Source organism: Streptomyces sp. NPDC006655, from assembly GCF_040703965.1.
Lineage (GTDB): Bacteria > Actinomycetota > Actinomycetes > Streptomycetales > Streptomycetaceae > Streptomyces.
This window is the reverse complement of record NZ_JBEYJU010000144.1, coordinates 1-15,592: the sequence shown is the minus strand read 5'-3', so window position 1 is coordinate 15,592 and position 15,592 is coordinate 1. Positions and strand designations below refer to the sequence as shown.

The following is a 15,592-nucleotide window of genomic DNA, read 5'->3' as shown; positions in this document are numbered from 1 at the left end:
GGAAAGTGCGCCGGGGCGGCCGCGGATGCGTGTCGGGTCAGGTGGCGGAGCCACCTGGCCCGCCACCCCGTGCGTCGAGCGTGCGTGCCGGGCGTCGCGACGCCGCGGAGATCCATCAGAAGGGCCTAGTGCCAGGACAGGCACCGGCGGCCGGCGGCCGTGGGGGCCGGCCGGGGGTGGGCCTCAGTGCCCGTACGTCTGTTCGCAGATCGTGGCCTGCGGGCTGTCCGCGCGCCAGCCGCCGTACTGCCTGCCGAGGGCGCACACGTCCGGGGCCTTCGGCGCGGAACGGGTGACGTCCGGGATGTCGACGTGCGGACTCCGCGTCCGGTGCGGATGCGGCGGTGAGGGGGAGCGAGGGTGCCCGGCGGCCGCGTGGGGGAGCGGCGTGCGGTGGTGGGGCGGGGCAGGAGGCGGCGGGGCGTCGTGCGGGGCCGCGGACGGGGGACGGTCACGGGTCCGGCGCGGGCCGACCATCTCCAGGGCCTCCTTGGCCGGGGCCTGCACCACCTTCGGTTCGGTGCTGCCGTCCGGGCGGGGCACCGACGGCAGCGAGGGCGCCGTACCCGGCGGCGGGCCGGGCACGGCCGGACGCTGCACCGTCACACAGCCGGACAGGGCCGAGACGGTCACGGTGACCAGGAGCGCTGCGGTCGTCGTCGTTCGATGCACGCGGGCAACTCTGCTGGCTCGGAGCAGGAGTTGACACCGCCGACGGGAGTTCGGTGCCCCGCACGGGTGATCTCGTGCCCCGTACGGGGGGCGGGCGGCCGCGAGGCTGACGTCAGTCGCCGGTCGCGCCGTCGATCCGCTCCCGGATCAGGTCGGCGTGACCGTTGTGCCGGGCGTACTCCTCGATCATGTGGGTGTGGATCCAGCGCAGGCTGATGTACTTGCCGGTACGGCGGTGGCGGCCCTTGGAGAGATCGTCGAGGCCGAAGTCGGCCGCGACGGCCCTGGCGGCCTCGATCTCGGCCTGCCAGGCCGCGTACGCCTCCTGCCAGGTGTCCCCTTCGGTGAGGTGGAACTCCCCGTCGGGATCCTCGTCGCTCCAGTACAACGGCGCAGCCTCCGCCCCCGCGAGCACCCTGCGGTACCACGACCGCTCCACGTCCGCCATGTGCCGTACCAGCCCCATCAGGGACAACGGGGACGGCTCCACGGAGGCGGTCCTGAGCTGGGCGTCGGTCAGGCCCTCGCACTTCACCGCGAGGGTTTTCCGGTGGAACTCCAGCCAGCCCTCCAACATGGTGCGTTCGTCGGCGTCGGTCTCGGGCAAACGGCGTTCGGTCGTCATCCCGGCATCCTCGCCGAACCCGCTCGATCCCACCACGGATTATCGGCCCGTATGCTTCCCCACAGACCTGCGCGGGGACCTGCGCGGGGACCTGCGCAGGCAAACGCCGGAGGAGCGTCAGTGAAGGTCGGCTGCATCGGACTCGGTGACATCGCGCAGAAGGCGTACCTGCCGGTGCTGGGCACGCACCCGGGGCTCGAACTGCACCTCCAGACCCGTACCCCCGCCACCCTCGACCGGGTCGCCGACACCCTCCACCTGCCGGCCGGACGGCGGCACGCCACCCTCGACGACCTCCTCGCCCAGGACCTGGACGCCGCCTTCGTGCACGCGCCGACGGGCGCCCACCCCGAGATCGTCACCCGGCTCCTGGAGGCGGGCGTACCGACGTACGTCGACAAGCCGCTGGCCTACCATCTCGCCGACTCCGAGCGGCTGGTGGCGCTCGCCGAGGCGCGGGACGTGTCGCTGTCCGTCGGCTTCAACCGGCGCCACGCCCCCGGCTACGTGCAGTGCGCCGACCATCCGCGCGAGCTGATCCTGATGCAGAAGAACCGGGTCGGGCTGCCCGAGGAACCCCGCACGATGATCCTCGACGACTTCATCCACGTCGTCGACACCCTGCGCTTCCTCGCCCCCGGCCCGGTCGACGACGTCACCGTCCGCGCCCGGGTCGTCGACGGACTGCTCCACCACGTGGTCCTCCAGCTGTCCGGGGACGGCTTCACCGCCCTCGGCGTGATGAACCGGCTCAGCGGCTCGGCGGAGGAGATCCTCGAGGTCTCCGGGCAGGACACCAAACGCCAGGTCCTCAACCTCGCCGAGGTGATCGACCACAAGGGGCAGCCCTCGGTCCGGCGGCGCGGCGACTGGGTCCCGGTCGCCCGGCAGCGCGGCATCGAACAGGCCGTGTTCGCCTTCCTCGACGCGGTCCGGGCCGGGAAGGTGCTCAGCGCCCGGGACGCACTTGCGACTCACGAACTGTGCGAGCGGGTGGTACGAGAGGTTCGGCGGCGCCCCGGCGCAGCCTGACCGCCCACACCCCCTCGCTCAGGCAGAACACGGCGAGCACCAGCAGCGCACCGTCCACCGCCCAGTCGCCGAAGCGCACGAACGGGGTGACACCGTGCGCGACCGGCACCTCGTAGACCCGGGCCTCGCTCGCGTCCGTGCCCAGCCACGGGCCCAGGCGCGCCCCGTCCGGGCCGTACACGGCGGACACCCCGGTCAGCGTGGCGTGGACCATCGTCCGGCCGGTCTCGGCGGCTCGCAGGGCGCCCAGTGAGGCGTGCTGCTCGGGGGCCCAGCTGTGCTGGAACGAGGAGGTCGAGGACTGGCCTATCAGCACCTCGGCCCCGTCCTGTGCGAGATGCCGGCTCATGTCGGGGAACGCCGTCTCGAAGCAGACCATCGGGCCGACGCGCAGCCCGTGGCCGACGTTCATCACCACCTGCTCGGTACCGCGCCGCCGGTCCTCACCGGCCGCCTTGCCCACCGAGGTGGCCCAGCCGAGCAGCGAGCGGGCCGGTATGTACTCGCCGAAGGGCACCAGCCGCATCTTGTCGTACCGCTCGCCGGTCGGCCCGTCGGCGCCCACCAGGAGGGAGCTCTTGTAGATGCCGGGCCGGTCCGAGCGCCGGGCGTCGACGTTCACCAGGATGTCCGCACCGGTCACCCGGGACAGGGCGGCGATCCGGCGCGCGAGGTCGGGCCGGTCGCCCAGGTCGAAGCCGACGCTGCTCTCGCCCCACACGATCAGATCGGGGTGCTGCCCCGCCAACTGCCGCGTCAACTGCTCCTCGCGGTCGAAGCGCCGGTCGCCACTGTCGGAGCCGTCGACGATGCCGGGCTGTACGACGGCGATCCGCACGTGCCCGTCGACCTCCGGGCGCGGTGACCACACCCAGGCGGCGGAGGTCGCGGCCGCCGTGGCCACCAGCGAGGCGACCGCCGGCACCCGCGCCTCGCGCACCGAGACGAGCACGGCGACGGCCACGTTCACGGCCACCACCAGGAAGCTCAGCAGCCACACCCCGCCCACGGAGGCCAGCCGGAGCGCCGGGGACACCTGCCACTGGGTCGCGCCGAGCATGCCCCACGGCCCGCCCAGCCCCTGCCAGGACCGCACCAGCTCCACCATCAGCCAGCCCGACGGCAGCACCAGCACCGCGGCGGCCGCCCGCCCCGGCGACGGCACCCCGCCCAGCAGCCGGCGCGTCAGCCAGCCCCAGGGCGCCCAGAACACGCTCAGCAGCCCGGCGATCAGGAAGATGAAGACGTGCAGACTCGGCAGCAGCCAGTGGTGCACGGCCACCATGAACCCGAAGCCCCCGCACCAGCCGTCGTACGCCGCGCGCCGCCCGGTCGGCGCCGAGCGGGCCAGCAGCAGCCACGGGACCAGCGCGACATAGGCGAACCACCACAAGGACGGTGCCGGAAAGGCCAGCACGGGCAGCGCGCCCGCGAACGCCCCGACACAGGAACGCCGCCACGGGGAGGTGAGCCAGCGTTCTACGGTCCTCATGCGTCGCCTCCTGCCTGCGGGTCCTTCCAGTGTGCGGGACCGGCCGGGAGCTTCGACAGGGGGCATGGCCGCGGGCTCAGCCGGGCACGGCCGCCGGGCGCGGGCCGGGCAGCGCGCGCCACCGCTCCTCGACGACCACCGTCCGCAGCCGCCAGCCCTCGCCGGTGCGCAGGAACGCGAAGGAATAGCGGCCGCCGCACACGAAGTCCGGGGCGGTGGCCGCCCCTTCGCCGCCGTCACCCCCGGCGAACCGCATCGGGTTCACGTAGTCGGCCTGGACGTGGGCGGTGTCACCGGTGTCGTGCTCCAGCGTCCCGAAGCGCACCCGGCGGTTGACGATCAGATGCTGCCGCATCGAGAAGAGGGCCAGGTTCTCCGAGAGCCACCCGGCGACCTGACCCGCGCCGCCCTCGATCCCCCCGGCGGAGCGGTAGTCGGCCCGCCCGTCCGCGGTGAACAGGGCCCGGTACGCAGCCCAGTCGCCGTCGTCGACGGCGACCGCGTACGCGGTGACCACCTCGTCCACGGCCAGCCGGTCCATCACGGTCGCGAGTTCCACGCGCTGCGTCATCGGCTCAGTTTTGGGCACGGAGCGCACCCAGCCAAGGGGTGGGAGCGATATTCGCTGCCGTTCGGACCGGTGCGAGCGCGGGTCGTAGGATCGCCGCCTGATCGTTCTGAGGAGGCTCGTATGGCACGTCCCGTCACGGTGGTCACCGGTGGCAGCCGCGGTATCGGGGCCGCGACCTGTCTGCGGCTCGCGGCGGACGGTCACGATGTCGTGATCGGCTACGTCCGGGACGCGGACGCCGCCGCGACGGTCGCCGAGGGGGTGGCGAAGGCCGGGGCGCGCTGCGCCGTCGTACAGGTGGACACGGCGGTGGAGGCGGATGTGGAGCGGCTGTTCGACACCGCGGAGCGGGAGCTGGGGATCGTCACCGGGCTGGTCAACAACGCCGGTGTGACGGGGCCGCTGGGGCGGCTGGCGGATGCCGAAACCGCCGATCTGCGCAGGGTCGTCGAGGTCAACCTGCTGGGGACGCTGCTGTGTGCGCGGCGGGCGGCCCGGCAGATGGCCCGGCGGGGCGGCGGGGCGATCGTGAACGTGTCCTCCGGGGCCGCCACCCTCGGCAGCCCCGGCGAGTTCGTCCACTACGCGGCGACGAAGGCGGCCGTCGACGCCCTGACGGTGGGCCTCGCCAAGGAGCTCGGCCCGGACGGGGTACGGGTCAACGCGGTCGCGCCCGGCGCCGTCGACACCGAGATGCACGCGGCGATGGGCGACCCCGACCGGGCCCGGCGGATCGGGGCCGCCGTGCCGTTGGGACGGGCGGGCCTGCCGGAGGAGATCGCCGCCGCCATCGCCTGGCTGCTGTCGCCGGAGGCCTCCTACACAACCGGCACGATCCTGCGGGTGGCCGGCGGGCGGTGAGCGCCGGCCCTCAGGCCGCCTCGATGATCTGCCCGCGGATCGCCTCGGCCCACTCGACCACCAACAGCTCGTACTCCGACCGCTCCTGCGCCGACAGCGATCCACGCGCACGCAGCCACAGCGCCCGGATGTGCTCGTTGACCTCGGCAGCAGACCGCACGGAACCAGGGGTTCGGGAATCGGGGGACATGAGCAACAGCGTAGGGGCAGGAGCTGACCGTGCGCTACCGGTCCGCTACGGAGACCGTATGGGGTTGGTCACGGGCGGCGCGGCGCACCGACGGCCGGGCCTCGGCACGCGCCGGGCGGGTGGGCGCGCCCCGGACCGGCCGTGATCCCGGCGACGGCCCTTCGCCCTCGCCGGAGCCGGTGCGCCGGCACCGGACCGCAGGGAAGGGGCGGGAGCCGAGGGTTGGCCGAGATGAGCCGCCACATCGTGAGCGGGGTGGCGCTTTCGGTGTCGTGCCGTGCGTCGTGAGCGCGGTGGCGACCCCGAGCCCGCACCGCGCTGCGTCGGGACGGCGTCCACGCTCCCGGGCGTCGTGCCACGGGTGGCGCGCTGTCGTCCGCGCTCCGGGCGCCGGGCCGTGAGACGGGCCGGCTTCCGCGTACCGGTGTCGCGCCGGGGGTGGGGTGGCGTCCGTGCTCCGGTGTCGTGTCGTGTCGGGGGACGGGGTGGCGTTCTCGGTCCCCGTGTCACATCGTGTGCAGCGTGGCGGCGAGGAGCGCGAGTTTCTCCGCGCTGTCGCTGCCCGGTTCCGGGTGGTGGACGACGAGTGTCTGGCCCGCCGTGCCCGCGATGCCCAGCCGTTCCCGGTTCAGCCGGAGGCGCCCGACCTGAGGGTGGTCGAGGTGCTTGGCCGTGCCCTCGCAGCCGGCCACGTCGTGACGGGCCCAGAGCCGGCTGAACCGCGGGCTCGCGAGGGACAGTTCGCCGACGAGGTCGATCACGCCGGGGTCGTCGACGTCGGTGCCGACGGACCGGCGGAATCCGGCGACCATGCCGGCCCCGGCGTTCTCCCAGTCCGGGTGCAGGGCCTGCTCGGCGGGGTCGAGGAAGGTGTCCCGGAGCCGGTTGGCGCCGACCGTGAGGCGGGGGGACAGCGCGGTCGCGAGTGCGTTGACGGCCAGCACGTCGAAGCGGCGGCCCTCCACGTACGCGGGGAGCGGGAGGGCGGCGACGAGCTGCACGATGCCGGGCGGCACGGCCTCCTTCCGGGCACGGCGCCGGCGTCGGCGGGGCGCCGCGGAACCGAGACCGAGCAGATACGCCGTGGCCTCCTCGTCGAGCCTCAGCACCCGGGCGATGGACTCCAGGACCTGCGCGGAGGGATTGCGGTCGCGGCCCTGCTCCAGGCGCAGGTAGTAGTCGGCGCTGATGCCGGCCAGCATCGCGACCTCCTCGCGGCGCAGTCCGGGCACCCGACGTACGCCGAGCACGGGGATGCCGACCTGCTCGGGCGTGACCAGCTCGCGGCGGGCCCGCACGTACGCGCCCAGCAGGTTCGGTTCGTCGGTCATCCCCCCACCGTAAGGCGGCCCGCCGCACCCGTGCCTGGTCCTGTCACCCCCAGGATCGCCGGGGTGCTGCCTCGGCCGGCGCCGTGCCGGAAGCGTGCTCGGTGACAGCCGAGAGAGCGGTCCGAGGAGGACGACATGTCGACGTATCTGCTGGTGCACGGTGCCTGGCACGGCGGGGAGTGCTGGGAGAGGGTGGTGCCGTTGCTGACCACGGCCGGACACCGGGTGCTCGCCCCCTCGCTGACCGGCCTCGGGGACAGGGCGGGGCTGCTGGGTCCCGAGGTCGGCCTGGACACCCACGTCGACGACGTCGTCGGGCTGATCGAGGACGAGGGGCTCACCGATGTCGTACTGGTGGGGCACAGCTACGGGGGGCTGGTCGTCTCGTCCGTCGTCGACCGGATCCCCGAGCGGATCGGGCACGTCGTCCATCTCGACGCGATGGTCCCGGAGCACGGTGAGACCGCTGCCGACGTCCAGCCGGCGACCCAGGACCTGATCGACCGAGCGCTGGCGTCCGACAGCGGCTGGCGCGTCCCGCCGCTGCCCGAACTGCCGCCGCCCTACGGACTGTTCGGGGTCACCGAGGCGGCGGACCTGGCCTGGCTGCGTTCGATGCTGTCCGACATGCCGGTGCGGTGCTTCCAGCAGCCGGTACGGCTGGACAACCCGACCGGGCACCGGGTCCCCCGCACCCACATCCACTGTGTCGGCGCCGTACCGCCGGGCATCGTCCGGCGTCCGGTCCCGGCGGGCCGGCCGGTGTGGGAACTCCCCACCGGCCACGACTGCATGATCACCATGCCGGCCGAACTGACCGAGCTCCTGCTCAAGGTGGGCTGAGCCCGCGGGAAACCCGCTCGGCCCGGGCGGCGCGACCGCCTAGGCTCCGGGTATGACGGACGAAGACGTGGACGAGGACGAGCGGGCGGTGCGGGCGGCGATCGACGGGGAGCTACGACTGCTCGACCCGGCGGTGCGGGCCGAGCCGGCCCTCGTCCTGGAGCTGCTCGACCCGGAGTTCACCGAGGTGGGGGCGTCCGGCCGGCGCTGGGACGCGACCTCCATCCTGACCGTGACCAGCGGCGGATCGGTGTCCCCCGAAGCGCCGGTCGAGGTCAGCGACATGTCGGGCACGGTCCTGGCCCCGGGCGTCGTGCTGCTGAGGTACTTCGGCGACAACCAGGGGCGGCGCGTCTGGCGCAGCTCCGTGTGGCGGCTCACCGCGACGGGCTGGCGGCTCTACTACCACCAGGGCACCCCGGCCGCCGCCTGAGAAGACCCGCGCCCGCCGGCCGTCGCCCGGAGGGCGCCCGCCTCAGCCCGCCGACTTCTTGTTGGAGATCCACTTCATGAACAGTCGTATGCCGCGGAGGCGCCCGGCTTCCCGGGCATGATCCCTGCGGACCCGGTCTTTAGGCGGGCGGCACGTTGCTCTGATGACGTCAAGGACGAGCTCGCACGGGCGCCGCTGTCGGCGGTCAGATAATTCCCCACGATCTGCATGATCAGTGTCAGCCAATTCCCCACCCCATGGTCACGATTCCCCACCGGGACGCCGATCGCGGATGACGCCGCTGACTACGCTCGGAATTGCATGATCTTCCCTGTTTCGAGTGGTCTGAGCGACAGTTAGCGATTCCTTGCGAATCGGTCGCCTTCACCCTGGCAAGCCGGACACCTCCGCCAGCAGCTACTGACGTTGTCGCTGTGATGTCGTCAAGGTGAGGCCGGTTTCGGCGAGGCATCCGTTAATGAGGTTGCTGCGGTACTGGATCTGGCGGAGGCCGTGTCGGAGCGTGCTGATGAGGTGGTCGGGGTCGGTGAAGGCGGTGTTGGCCTGGCTGCTGCGCCGCAGCAGGGACCAGATGCCCTCGACCGGGTTGAGGTCCGGTGCATAGGCAGGCAGGAAGTAGCAGGTGATCCAGTCGTGGGTGTCGATGAACTCCCGCAGTCGGCGGTCCTTGTGGACATTGAGGTTGTCCCACACGAGCACAAGGGGGTGCGCCGAGCTGCTGGTGCGCGGCGATGAGCAGGTCGCGGTAGTCGGTCCAGGTGAAACTGCGTCTGCCGCCACGCTTGTGATCGAGATGCCGCTTGGGCCGGTAGATCAGCCGTGAGCGCTCACCATGCTTGTAGCAGGCCAGAGCGGCGATGGAGAAGCGGCGCTGGGAGCGTCCCCTCACCCGGATGACGGGTGTGCGTCCGCGCCGGGCCCAGGTCCGTGTGGTGGGCGGCGTCATCGAGAAGCCGGCCTCGTCTTCGAAGCACAGCCAGGCGTCGAGCGCCGCCATGGACCTTCCACCTGCGGCCAGGTCTCCTTCACCCAGCCCGCCACGGCCTGCTCGTCGCGCTCGATGGCCCGGCGGACGGGGACCTGGTGGCTGAAGCCGTGCCGGTGCAGCATCCGCGCGATCGCCGACGGCGTCATGCTCTTGTGGAACCGGCGCCCGATCAGCGTCTTGATCCGCGTCAGCGTCCACGTCTGGTCCGGCCAGCCATGCGCGACCGGCCCTTTCGCCAGCTCCTGCTCGAGCACGGTGAACAGGGCCTCACTCAGCTTGGGCCGTGAGACGGGACCGGCAGACCGCAGCCCCTCGATGCCGGCGTCGCGCCAGGCTCGGCGCCAGCGCTGCACCGAGTGCACACTCACCCGTAAGTCCTTGGCGACCTCCGTGTTGGAGGCACCCCCAGCGAATCGCTCCGCGGCCTCCAGCCGGATCCGCTCGCGAAACAACTGCCGTTCAGGCGTCAGCCCACCACCCTGCGGATACCTCACACAACAGGCATACCGCGACGATCACACATCGTCAGCCCGCGACGACACCACGCCGCAAAGGTCAGTAATTGAAACCCGCCCGAGCCGATCTTCTTAGATGCCCTCAGCGGCCGAGCGAGCCTACGAAGTGGTCCAGCCGAGAGACGACTTGCCTCAGGACGTCAACCGATCCTGCGGCGTCGTCCGCAAGCTCCAGGCCATGGTCCGCCGAGGGCACTTCCAGGACATCGTGTCGCAGGGACGCAGCAATGCGTGCATCCCAGACCTTGTCGGCGCTTCCGCCGATGAGGAGGGTCGGCGCCATGGCTCGCCGGAGAGCCGCGGCAACGTGGTCGAGGGTCAGGACCGGGGTGAGCCAGGCTGCCGGGATGTTCCTGTCAGCTGCGATGCCGCAGGCCAGGGAGCCCAGGGACTTGCCGACGACGAGCCGGCAAGCCCCTGCCTCGGCTTCGATGGCCTCGGCGACCTGCCGCTCCACCCATGCGATCCGATCGTCCACCGTGAACTGCGCGAACCCATTGGGGATCTGCCACCACAGCTCTTGGACCGTCCAGCCGTGCTGGAGCAGGACGCTCCGGGCGAAGTGAAGCAGCGGCCGGGCAGGTGAGTAACCGACACCTGGAACGACAACCGCGACACGATCTCGGCCTCCGTCGAAACGGGTGGGCATGGCGAAGGGGACGGGATCAGACATGGCCGCAGACTACTAGTCAGCTGATCACGTGACTCCCGGTGTTCGAACGCCGCCACAACCATCACCTGGGGAATTACGTGACCATGAACCCTGGGGAATTACGGGCTCTGGCGACGATCACGTGGCGTGGTCAAGGCGTCAGCAGTATCCGAAGTCTGAGGATTGTCGAAGTTGGCTCGCCCGTAGCGCTGGCGTTTGGGGGCCTTGATACGCGTCACAGCGCCCTCGACAGCATCTGAGTCATGTTGCAAGGTCAGCCCGTTGATGACGGCGTCCAGGTCGCGGCGCAAGCCGATGGCAAGCGTGTGTAGTGCCGGGAGTCGTCGGCGTCCACGGTGTCCAGCCAGGCGGGAAGGTCGGCGCCACGTCGCTGTTTCATGATGGTGGCGAACGTGCGGATGTAGGTGTGCAGGCGTTCGAGATGCTCGCAGCTGGACAATGCGGTTTTCAGCCCGAGCGCATCGCCCTGGTCGAGGTGGTCGGGATGGGTGAGCATCCAGCGGCTGACCTGGCGCGGTTTGGGGATCGCCGGTGTGGTCGGCGCCGACTTTCCGGGGCCGCGTTTGCGTCCGTCGCCGTGCGGACGCAGTGGCCTCAGGTAGCGGTGGACGATCTGGACGCTGCCGGGGAAGCCCAGGACGCGCAGTTCAGCGGTGATGTCCTGAGCATTGGTCACTCCCGCGTTCCAGTACTGGTCGACCACGTCGCGCCAAGGGTCCAGTCGACTCGACCGGTGCGCGGTTTTGGCCAACAGCTCCTCGGCGGCGGCGGCGGCGTCGGCGAAGCGGCGCACGGTCTGGATGTCGAGGTTCAACTCGCGGCCGACTGCCGCCCTGGACAAGCCGCGGGCCAGGCATTCCTGTACGTCGGCGTAGCGTTGTCGAGTCCGGTCGGCCAGCGGGTAGTTCCGGCTCGGCGGGCCGGGGAATTCCGGCGCGGGCGCGTGTTCCGCTGGCTGGATTTCGGCCTCGGCGCGGGCTGCCTGACGCAGGCAGCCGTGGTGTGCCACGACCGTCTTCTGCGCCGTCTCACACAGGTTCTTCCACAAATGGAAGCGATCTGCGACTTGCGCAGCGTCGGTTGCGCCGGCCCGGGCGCCCTCAGCGTAGGCGCCGCCCCGGTCCCGGCACACGATCTCGACGCCCGGATGCGCGGCCAGTCAATCGGCCAGCGTCTGGGCTTCGCAATCCGGCAGCACGTCGATTGGCCGGTGCGTTTCCATGTCGATCAGGAGGGTGTTGTAGGAGTGACGGCGCCGGATCGCGAAGTCGTCGACGCCGAGCACGGTCATCTTCGGGACCTTGGGCGCGGGCTGCGCGCGGATCAGCTTGATGAGAAGGTCACGGCCGCACGGCATCCCCAACCGGGTGGCGAGCCGGGATCCGGCCCGGCCGGCGAGCGCCAGCGCGATCGACACCAACGCATTGGTCAGCGTCGGCGTCCGCCTGGCGAACGGCGAGGAGGCCCGGGACCTGTTCGCTGAACGTCGTCTGGCAGCAGGCGTCGTTGACGCATTTGAAACGGCGCACCGTCACCACGACCTTCACCCCGCGCCCGGCGACTGGCGAGTCCGCCAACGAACGGCGGTAGCGGCCGTGAACGCGCGCGGACCGGGCGCCACAGCCGGAACACGCTGCGGCCGACGCGAAGGACCGTACGGACAACGTCACCGACACCGCATTGGACTCAACCCGATCCACGGCAACGGCGTTCAGGTGCGGAAACAGTTCCTCAACACTCTGCGATGAGCACATCGATCATGCTCCCCGATCACACAGGGGCCCGTGCGCGGTGGCGCGTGCCGGTCAAAGAACGTCAAGTGAACTGCCAGAGCCGACAGAACTTGATCACCTGTAGCCAACTCAAGTGTTCCGCCTTGAAAGACCGTGACCGGCCACGCTAAATGAGGTTCGCTGCAAAAGCCTGGTCCGGGCATGATTCCCTCCGTGCATGAGGACGAGAACCACCGCGGACCCGCGCGGTACACGCTGACTGAGGCGGAGAGTGGCCATGCTTGGGGCGTCTGCGTCGAGGTGGAAGGGCTGTTCGGGGAGCCCCGACGCGGGGCGTACGAACTGCTCGACTGGGTGCCGGTAGACGGCGAGGTGCGGGGCTGGGTAGGCAGCCGGGTGTGGCTGGTGCCGGACGACGAGGGACTCGAACCTTGGCTGCTGGAAGATGCGGAGTGCTCAGGGCAGTTCCCTGGAACAGACAGTCTGCTGCTCACCGGTCTGGACGACTACGAAGGGCCGCCCGAGGGCCACAGAGGCTCCGTCCGAGTGCACGACGGCCACCAGTGGCTGGGCTCGGGCCGGGAATTCGCCCGCGTCCTGCCACCCGAGCAGGTGGCTCCCCCGCTCGTCCTGCGGGGACTCGCACCGAGTGATCAGCTCAGGGCGGCACTGCTGAAGGGCACCCGGCGAGCGCTGGATCTAGAGGAGGCCGCCCTCGAGATACGGGACGACCAGGGCGAACCCCTCACGGAACGACTGCTGTGGACCAAAGTCACCGCCTGGCAACCGTCCTCCCACGGGACGGACCTGATCGACCTGGAGCTCGAAGGAAATCTCTTCACGCCCGTCCCCGAATACGCCCGGCCCATCTGGGAACGCTGGCTCGCCGGGCCACCGAACACCCTGGGCGCCTGGGCCTGCCTCGATACCCGGCGCCGCGGGGCCTGGCTCGATCTCGTCCGGGAGCGTGCCTGCCGGCGCGCCCACCGTGACCGGCCGGCACGTCACGCCTACGAACTCGACGGACGGTACATCACCGACGAACCGGGGCTATACCTGGCGCTCGGCGAGGCGGTGAACGGACCGGGCGGCTACTTTGGCGGCTGCCTGGATGCCCTCGACGACTGCCTGGGCGGCACCTTCGGCTACACCGCCCCCGCAACCCTGCTCTGGCGGGACGCCGTCACCGCACGCGAACACTTGTCCAAGACCTTGACACCGGACGGCCAGCCCTACGACCTGTTCGCCGAGGTCCTCAACGTCCTGGCCGAGGGCGACATGCACGTCACACTGGCGTGACCTGTACTCCGCCACAAGTGCGCCGCGGCGCGTCTGCCAGAGAACATCACGTGATCGTCGCCGGAGCCGAATTACGTGACCGTCGACAGCCCCGGGCCGGTTCTCAAGGGAAATGCCGCAGGCGTTTGTCATACCAGTGATCTAAGGTCGTGCTGTTCGTCACCACTGGGGACGCGACCGGCGTGCCGGCACGGAACCTCAGCAGTACGAAGGAGGCGGACCAGTGCCCGCCGCCCGCTGGTCGGCGTGGTGCGGCCGGGGCTGAAGTCCCGCCCGGTCCGCTCAGCGAATCTACCCAAAGCCCCTCAAACATAAGGACGTTGATGAGACGTAATTCCTTCACCGGCTTAGCCGCCGTGTTCGTCTCGGCTGCGAGTCTGGCCGCATCGTTGCTGGTCGCAGGTCCGGCCGGTGCTGTCTCCGGCCAGCCGGTGATCACCCTGGACGCGCCGACTCCGGCGGCCCTGCCGGCCGCTCCTGCCACGACAGGCGTGTACTTCGACTTCCACACGAAGACAAAGAACCTCACGGCCGACGATGTCACTCTGACCGTGGACGCCCGGGGTCTGTCGAAGATCGCCAAGGTAACGTTTTCGAGCAACTGCACCGCCCATGGCCTGGTTGCCACGTGCTCGGAGTCGTTCGAGTCGGGCGCCAATCCGAAGGCCGGCCTCGGGTCCATGACTCATCTGACCCTGACCGCACTCAGAGGCAGCCGGCTGGGCGCCACGGGAACGTACAAGATCACCGGCCGGTCCGCACATGCGCAGATCGTGGGCGGCACGGGATCGGTCACCGTGGGAGGGCCGTCCTTCGGCCTGAACCGCCTCGCCGATCACACCAACCTGAAGGTCGGCAGCAACGTCACGGAACCGGTCCGGTTCACCAACGCCGGCAACCGTCCCGCTCGCGGCGTGCAGACCGTCCTGGCCGCCTCACCCGGCCTGGACTTCGCCGACCACTACTCCAACTGCCAGTACGGGTTCAACGGAGCCGCCCACTTCGCCAAGTGCTACCCCAAGGGTGTCATCAACATCGCAGAGACGGCTGCCCTTTCCGCGCCGGTGCGCCTGCACGTGAACTCCACCGCCCTGTTCACCTACCTCGACGTCCTCACCGCGCCTCTCGGCCAGCCCGGTTGGCCGGACGGCCAGGGCATCACCTGGACGTGGGGCAAAAAGTCTGCCCCCGCGCTCAAACTGAAGGTGATCAAGGCAGGCCGGCACTCTTCGGCCCCGGCGGGATCCGTCTCCCTGCCGCAGACCGGCACCGTCACCGACTACGGGATCGCGTCCCTCAAGGCCCGCAACACCGCCGACTTCGCGGTCTCCGGCGCAAGTGCTCAAGCCGGTGCGGGCACGACCGCGACCTTCGGCTTCCACCTGGCCGCAAACGGTCCGGCGACCCTGTACGACCGCAGCGGAGGTGAGGGAGTGCCCACGGCCTGGGTGACGCTCCCGCCCGACACCACCGCCGTCGGCCATTCGGCCAACTGCGCCCCGTGGCAGGAGGACAACCCGACCGCCACCGCCAAGGGACCTTACGTCTGCAGCGTGCCGAGCTACATCGTGCCCAAAGGACAGATCACCAACTTCGCCGTGACCCTGCGGGTCGATGACGTGGTCGCCCATGCCGCAGGCAGCGTCCAGCTGGTCTGGGGACCGGACCCGGCCGACTCCCACCGGCCCGACTTCGATCCGGACAGCCGCAACGACTCCGCCGCCCTCACCGTGAACTGATCACAGGGCCGAGCAAATAGCGGTCCCTCCACTCGGTCTCCGCCACGGCGCGCAGGCCGGTGCCGGGCAACGCCTGCCTGGCACCGGCGCGCGAGGCGTCACCGTACCGGCGGCACACTGACGGCCAGCGCGACGGTACAGCCCGCGCCGCTTGCCGAGATCCGTACAGAGCCGATGGATCGCCGCGCGAGTGCGGCCCGCGGGACCACGGTCGGGGGTCTTGTGCGGGCCTCCGCACCGGCGCCATGCACCTACTCCGGCCCCTTTGCCTGCCTGATGGGCATCGACAGGATGGCCCCTGGCGGACGCGCTGTAGGGGCACCGGCGGACGGGCAACGTACGTACACGGTCCCGAACTCCGGCTCGGCCCTGGCTTGCGCGGCAGTGCGCGATACACACCAGCCCCCCCCGGCAGCAGGCTCCGGCATTCCCGGTGGCCCATGGCCGGTGCGGCGGTGATGGTGACGGCCGTCTGCGACCCGGGCCCTGACCCAAGTACGTCCAGTACGTGGATCAGGGCCCGGCACTCCCCCAGCCTCCGGCCGGGGGGACCCCCAGAGCACGCACCTGACGC

Annotated in this window: 17 protein-coding genes and 1 pseudogene; 6 read left to right on the top strand and 12 right to left on the bottom strand. The window is 70.8% G+C overall.

Annotated features, from left to right (window positions below):
* Window positions 1-183: 183 nt before the first annotated feature.
* Together AB0958_RS41485 and AB0958_RS41480 are read right to left on the bottom strand one after the other, a co-directional pair.
* The gene (locus AB0958_RS41485) at window positions 184-672 is read right to left on the bottom strand and encodes a hypothetical protein (protein ID WP_366895669.1); all 489 of its coding nucleotides are present in this window, start codon (window positions 670-672) and stop codon (window positions 184-186) included.
* 112 nt (window positions 673-784) lie between these two features.
* The gene (locus tag AB0958_RS41480) at window positions 785-1,297 is read right to left on the bottom strand and encodes a DinB family protein (RefSeq protein WP_366895668.1); all 513 of its coding nucleotides are present in this window, start codon (window positions 1,295-1,297) and stop codon (window positions 785-787) included.
* Between the two features lie 120 nt (window positions 1,298-1,417).
* Here AB0958_RS41480 and AB0958_RS41475 point away from each other — a divergent pair, with 120 nt between their 5' ends.
* Window positions 1,418-2,329, top strand: a complete 912-nt coding sequence (locus tag AB0958_RS41475) for a Gfo/Idh/MocA family oxidoreductase (protein WP_366895667.1) — start codon at window positions 1,418-1,420, stop codon at window positions 2,327-2,329.
* Here AB0958_RS41475 and lnt read toward each other — a convergent pair.
* A complete protein-coding gene (lnt, locus tag AB0958_RS41470) occupies window positions 2,247-3,821 on the bottom strand; it encodes an apolipoprotein N-acyltransferase (RefSeq protein WP_366895666.1) in 1,575 nt (524 codons plus the stop codon). The genes AB0958_RS41475 and lnt overlap by 83 nt on opposite strands.
* Window positions 3,822-3,897: 76 nt before the next feature.
* A complete protein-coding gene (locus AB0958_RS41465) occupies window positions 3,898-4,392 on the bottom strand; it encodes a nuclear transport factor 2 family protein (protein WP_366895665.1) in 495 nt (164 codons plus the stop codon).
* 120 nt (window positions 4,393-4,512) lie between these two features.
* On the opposite strand from AB0958_RS41465, the gene AB0958_RS41460 reads away from it, so the two are divergent.
* Window positions 4,513-5,253 (top strand): SDR family oxidoreductase, encoded by a 741-nt coding sequence (locus AB0958_RS41460; RefSeq protein WP_366895664.1) that lies wholly within the window; start codon window positions 4,513-4,515, stop codon window positions 5,251-5,253.
* A 10-nt stretch (window positions 5,254-5,263) separates the two neighbouring features.
* Here the strand turns inward: AB0958_RS41460 and AB0958_RS41455 are convergent, their stop codons facing one another.
* Window positions 5,264-5,443: a hypothetical protein gene (locus AB0958_RS41455; RefSeq protein ID WP_360512906.1), complete on the bottom strand. Its 180-nt coding sequence runs from the start codon at window positions 5,441-5,443 to the stop codon at window positions 5,264-5,266.
* Between the two features lie 506 nt (window positions 5,444-5,949).
* On the bottom strand, window positions 5,950-6,774 hold the full coding sequence (locus AB0958_RS41450; protein ID WP_366895663.1) for a helix-turn-helix transcriptional regulator: 825 nt from the start codon (window positions 6,772-6,774) through the stop codon (window positions 5,950-5,952).
* A 135-nt stretch (window positions 6,775-6,909) separates the two neighbouring features.
* Here AB0958_RS41450 and AB0958_RS41445 point away from each other — a divergent pair, with 135 nt between their 5' ends.
* Window positions 6,910-7,617 carry an alpha/beta fold hydrolase gene (locus tag AB0958_RS41445; RefSeq protein ID WP_366895662.1) on the top strand — a complete coding sequence of 236 codons (708 nt, stop codon included), beginning with the start codon at window positions 6,910-6,912 and terminating at the stop codon, window positions 7,615-7,617.
* A 52-nt stretch (window positions 7,618-7,669) separates the two neighbouring features.
* The gene (locus AB0958_RS41440; RefSeq protein WP_366895661.1) at window positions 7,670-8,050 is read left to right on the top strand and encodes a DUF4440 domain-containing protein; all 381 of its coding nucleotides are present in this window, start codon (window positions 7,670-7,672) and stop codon (window positions 8,048-8,050) included.
* 417 nt (window positions 8,051-8,467) lie between these two features.
* Here AB0958_RS41440 and AB0958_RS41435 read toward each other — a convergent pair.
* From AB0958_RS41435 to AB0958_RS41410, 6 genes and pseudogenes are all read right to left on the bottom strand, one after another.
* Window positions 8,468-9,017 (bottom strand): annotated as a pseudogene (locus AB0958_RS41435) (transposase).
* Window positions 9,014-9,553, bottom strand: a complete 540-nt coding sequence (locus AB0958_RS41430; protein ID WP_366895660.1) for a winged helix-turn-helix domain-containing protein — start codon at window positions 9,551-9,553, stop codon at window positions 9,014-9,016. The pseudogene AB0958_RS41435 and the gene AB0958_RS41430 overlap by 4 nt, the downstream one beginning before the upstream one ends.
* Window positions 9,554-9,656: 103 nt before the next feature.
* Window positions 9,657-10,247 carry an alpha/beta hydrolase gene (locus AB0958_RS41425; protein WP_366895659.1) on the bottom strand — a complete coding sequence of 197 codons (591 nt, stop codon included), beginning with the start codon at window positions 10,245-10,247 and terminating at the stop codon, window positions 9,657-9,659.
* Window positions 10,248-10,500: 253 nt separating this feature from the next.
* On the bottom strand, window positions 10,501-11,295 hold the full coding sequence (locus AB0958_RS41420) for a hypothetical protein (RefSeq protein ID WP_366895658.1): 795 nt from the start codon (window positions 11,293-11,295) through the stop codon (window positions 10,501-10,503).
* Window positions 11,296-11,406: 111 nt separating this feature from the next.
* A complete protein-coding gene (locus AB0958_RS41415) occupies window positions 11,407-11,664 on the bottom strand; it encodes a hypothetical protein (protein WP_366895670.1) in 258 nt (85 codons plus the stop codon).
* A complete protein-coding gene (locus tag AB0958_RS41410) occupies window positions 11,588-12,001 on the bottom strand; it encodes a transposase family protein (protein ID WP_366895657.1) in 414 nt (137 codons plus the stop codon). The genes AB0958_RS41415 and AB0958_RS41410 overlap by 77 nt, the downstream gene beginning before the upstream one ends.
* Before the next feature lie 180 nt (window positions 12,002-12,181).
* On the opposite strand from AB0958_RS41410, the gene AB0958_RS41405 reads away from it, so the two are divergent.
* Window positions 12,182-13,279, top strand: a complete 1,098-nt coding sequence (locus AB0958_RS41405; RefSeq protein WP_366895656.1) for a barstar family protein — start codon at window positions 12,182-12,184, stop codon at window positions 13,277-13,279.
* A 323-nt stretch (window positions 13,280-13,602) separates the two neighbouring features.
* The gene (locus AB0958_RS41400) at window positions 13,603-15,018 is read left to right on the top strand and encodes a hypothetical protein (protein WP_366895655.1); all 1,416 of its coding nucleotides are present in this window, start codon (window positions 13,603-13,605) and stop codon (window positions 15,016-15,018) included.
* Window positions 15,019-15,592: the final 574 nt, after the last annotated feature.

Coding starts and splice junctions, on each gene's coding strand:
- AB0958_RS41480 (WP_366895668.1), bottom strand. CDS start 1,297: ATGACGACCGAACGCCGTTTGCCCGAGACCGACGCCGACGAACGCACC.
- lnt (WP_366895666.1), bottom strand. CDS start 3,821: ATGAGGACCGTAGAACGCTGGCTCACCTCCCCGTGGCGGCGTTCCTGT.
- AB0958_RS41465 (WP_366895665.1), bottom strand. CDS start 4,392: ATGACGCAGCGCGTGGAACTCGCGACCGTGATGGACCGGCTGGCCGTG.
- AB0958_RS41460 (WP_366895664.1), top strand. CDS start 4,513: ATGGCACGTCCCGTCACGGTGGTCACCGGTGGCAGCCGCGGTATCGGG.
- AB0958_RS41455 (WP_360512906.1), bottom strand. CDS start 5,443: ATGTCCCCCGATTCCCGAACCCCTGGTTCCGTGCGGTCTGCTGCCGAG.
- AB0958_RS41450 (WP_366895663.1), bottom strand. CDS start 6,774: ATGACCGACGAACCGAACCTGCTGGGCGCGTACGTGCGGGCCCGCCGC.
- AB0958_RS41445 (WP_366895662.1), top strand. CDS start 6,910: ATGTCGACGTATCTGCTGGTGCACGGTGCCTGGCACGGCGGGGAGTGC.
- AB0958_RS41440 (WP_366895661.1), top strand. CDS start 7,670: ATGACGGACGAAGACGTGGACGAGGACGAGCGGGCGGTGCGGGCGGCG.
- AB0958_RS41425 (WP_366895659.1), bottom strand. CDS start 10,247: ATGTCTGATCCCGTCCCCTTCGCCATGCCCACCCGTTTCGACGGAGGC.
- AB0958_RS41410 (WP_366895657.1), bottom strand. CDS start 12,001: ATGTGCTCATCGCAGAGTGTTGAGGAACTGTTTCCGCACCTGAACGCC.
- AB0958_RS41405 (WP_366895656.1), top strand. CDS start 12,182: ATGATTCCCTCCGTGCATGAGGACGAGAACCACCGCGGACCCGCGCGG.
- AB0958_RS41400 (WP_366895655.1), top strand. CDS start 13,603: ATGAGACGTAATTCCTTCACCGGCTTAGCCGCCGTGTTCGTCTCGGCT.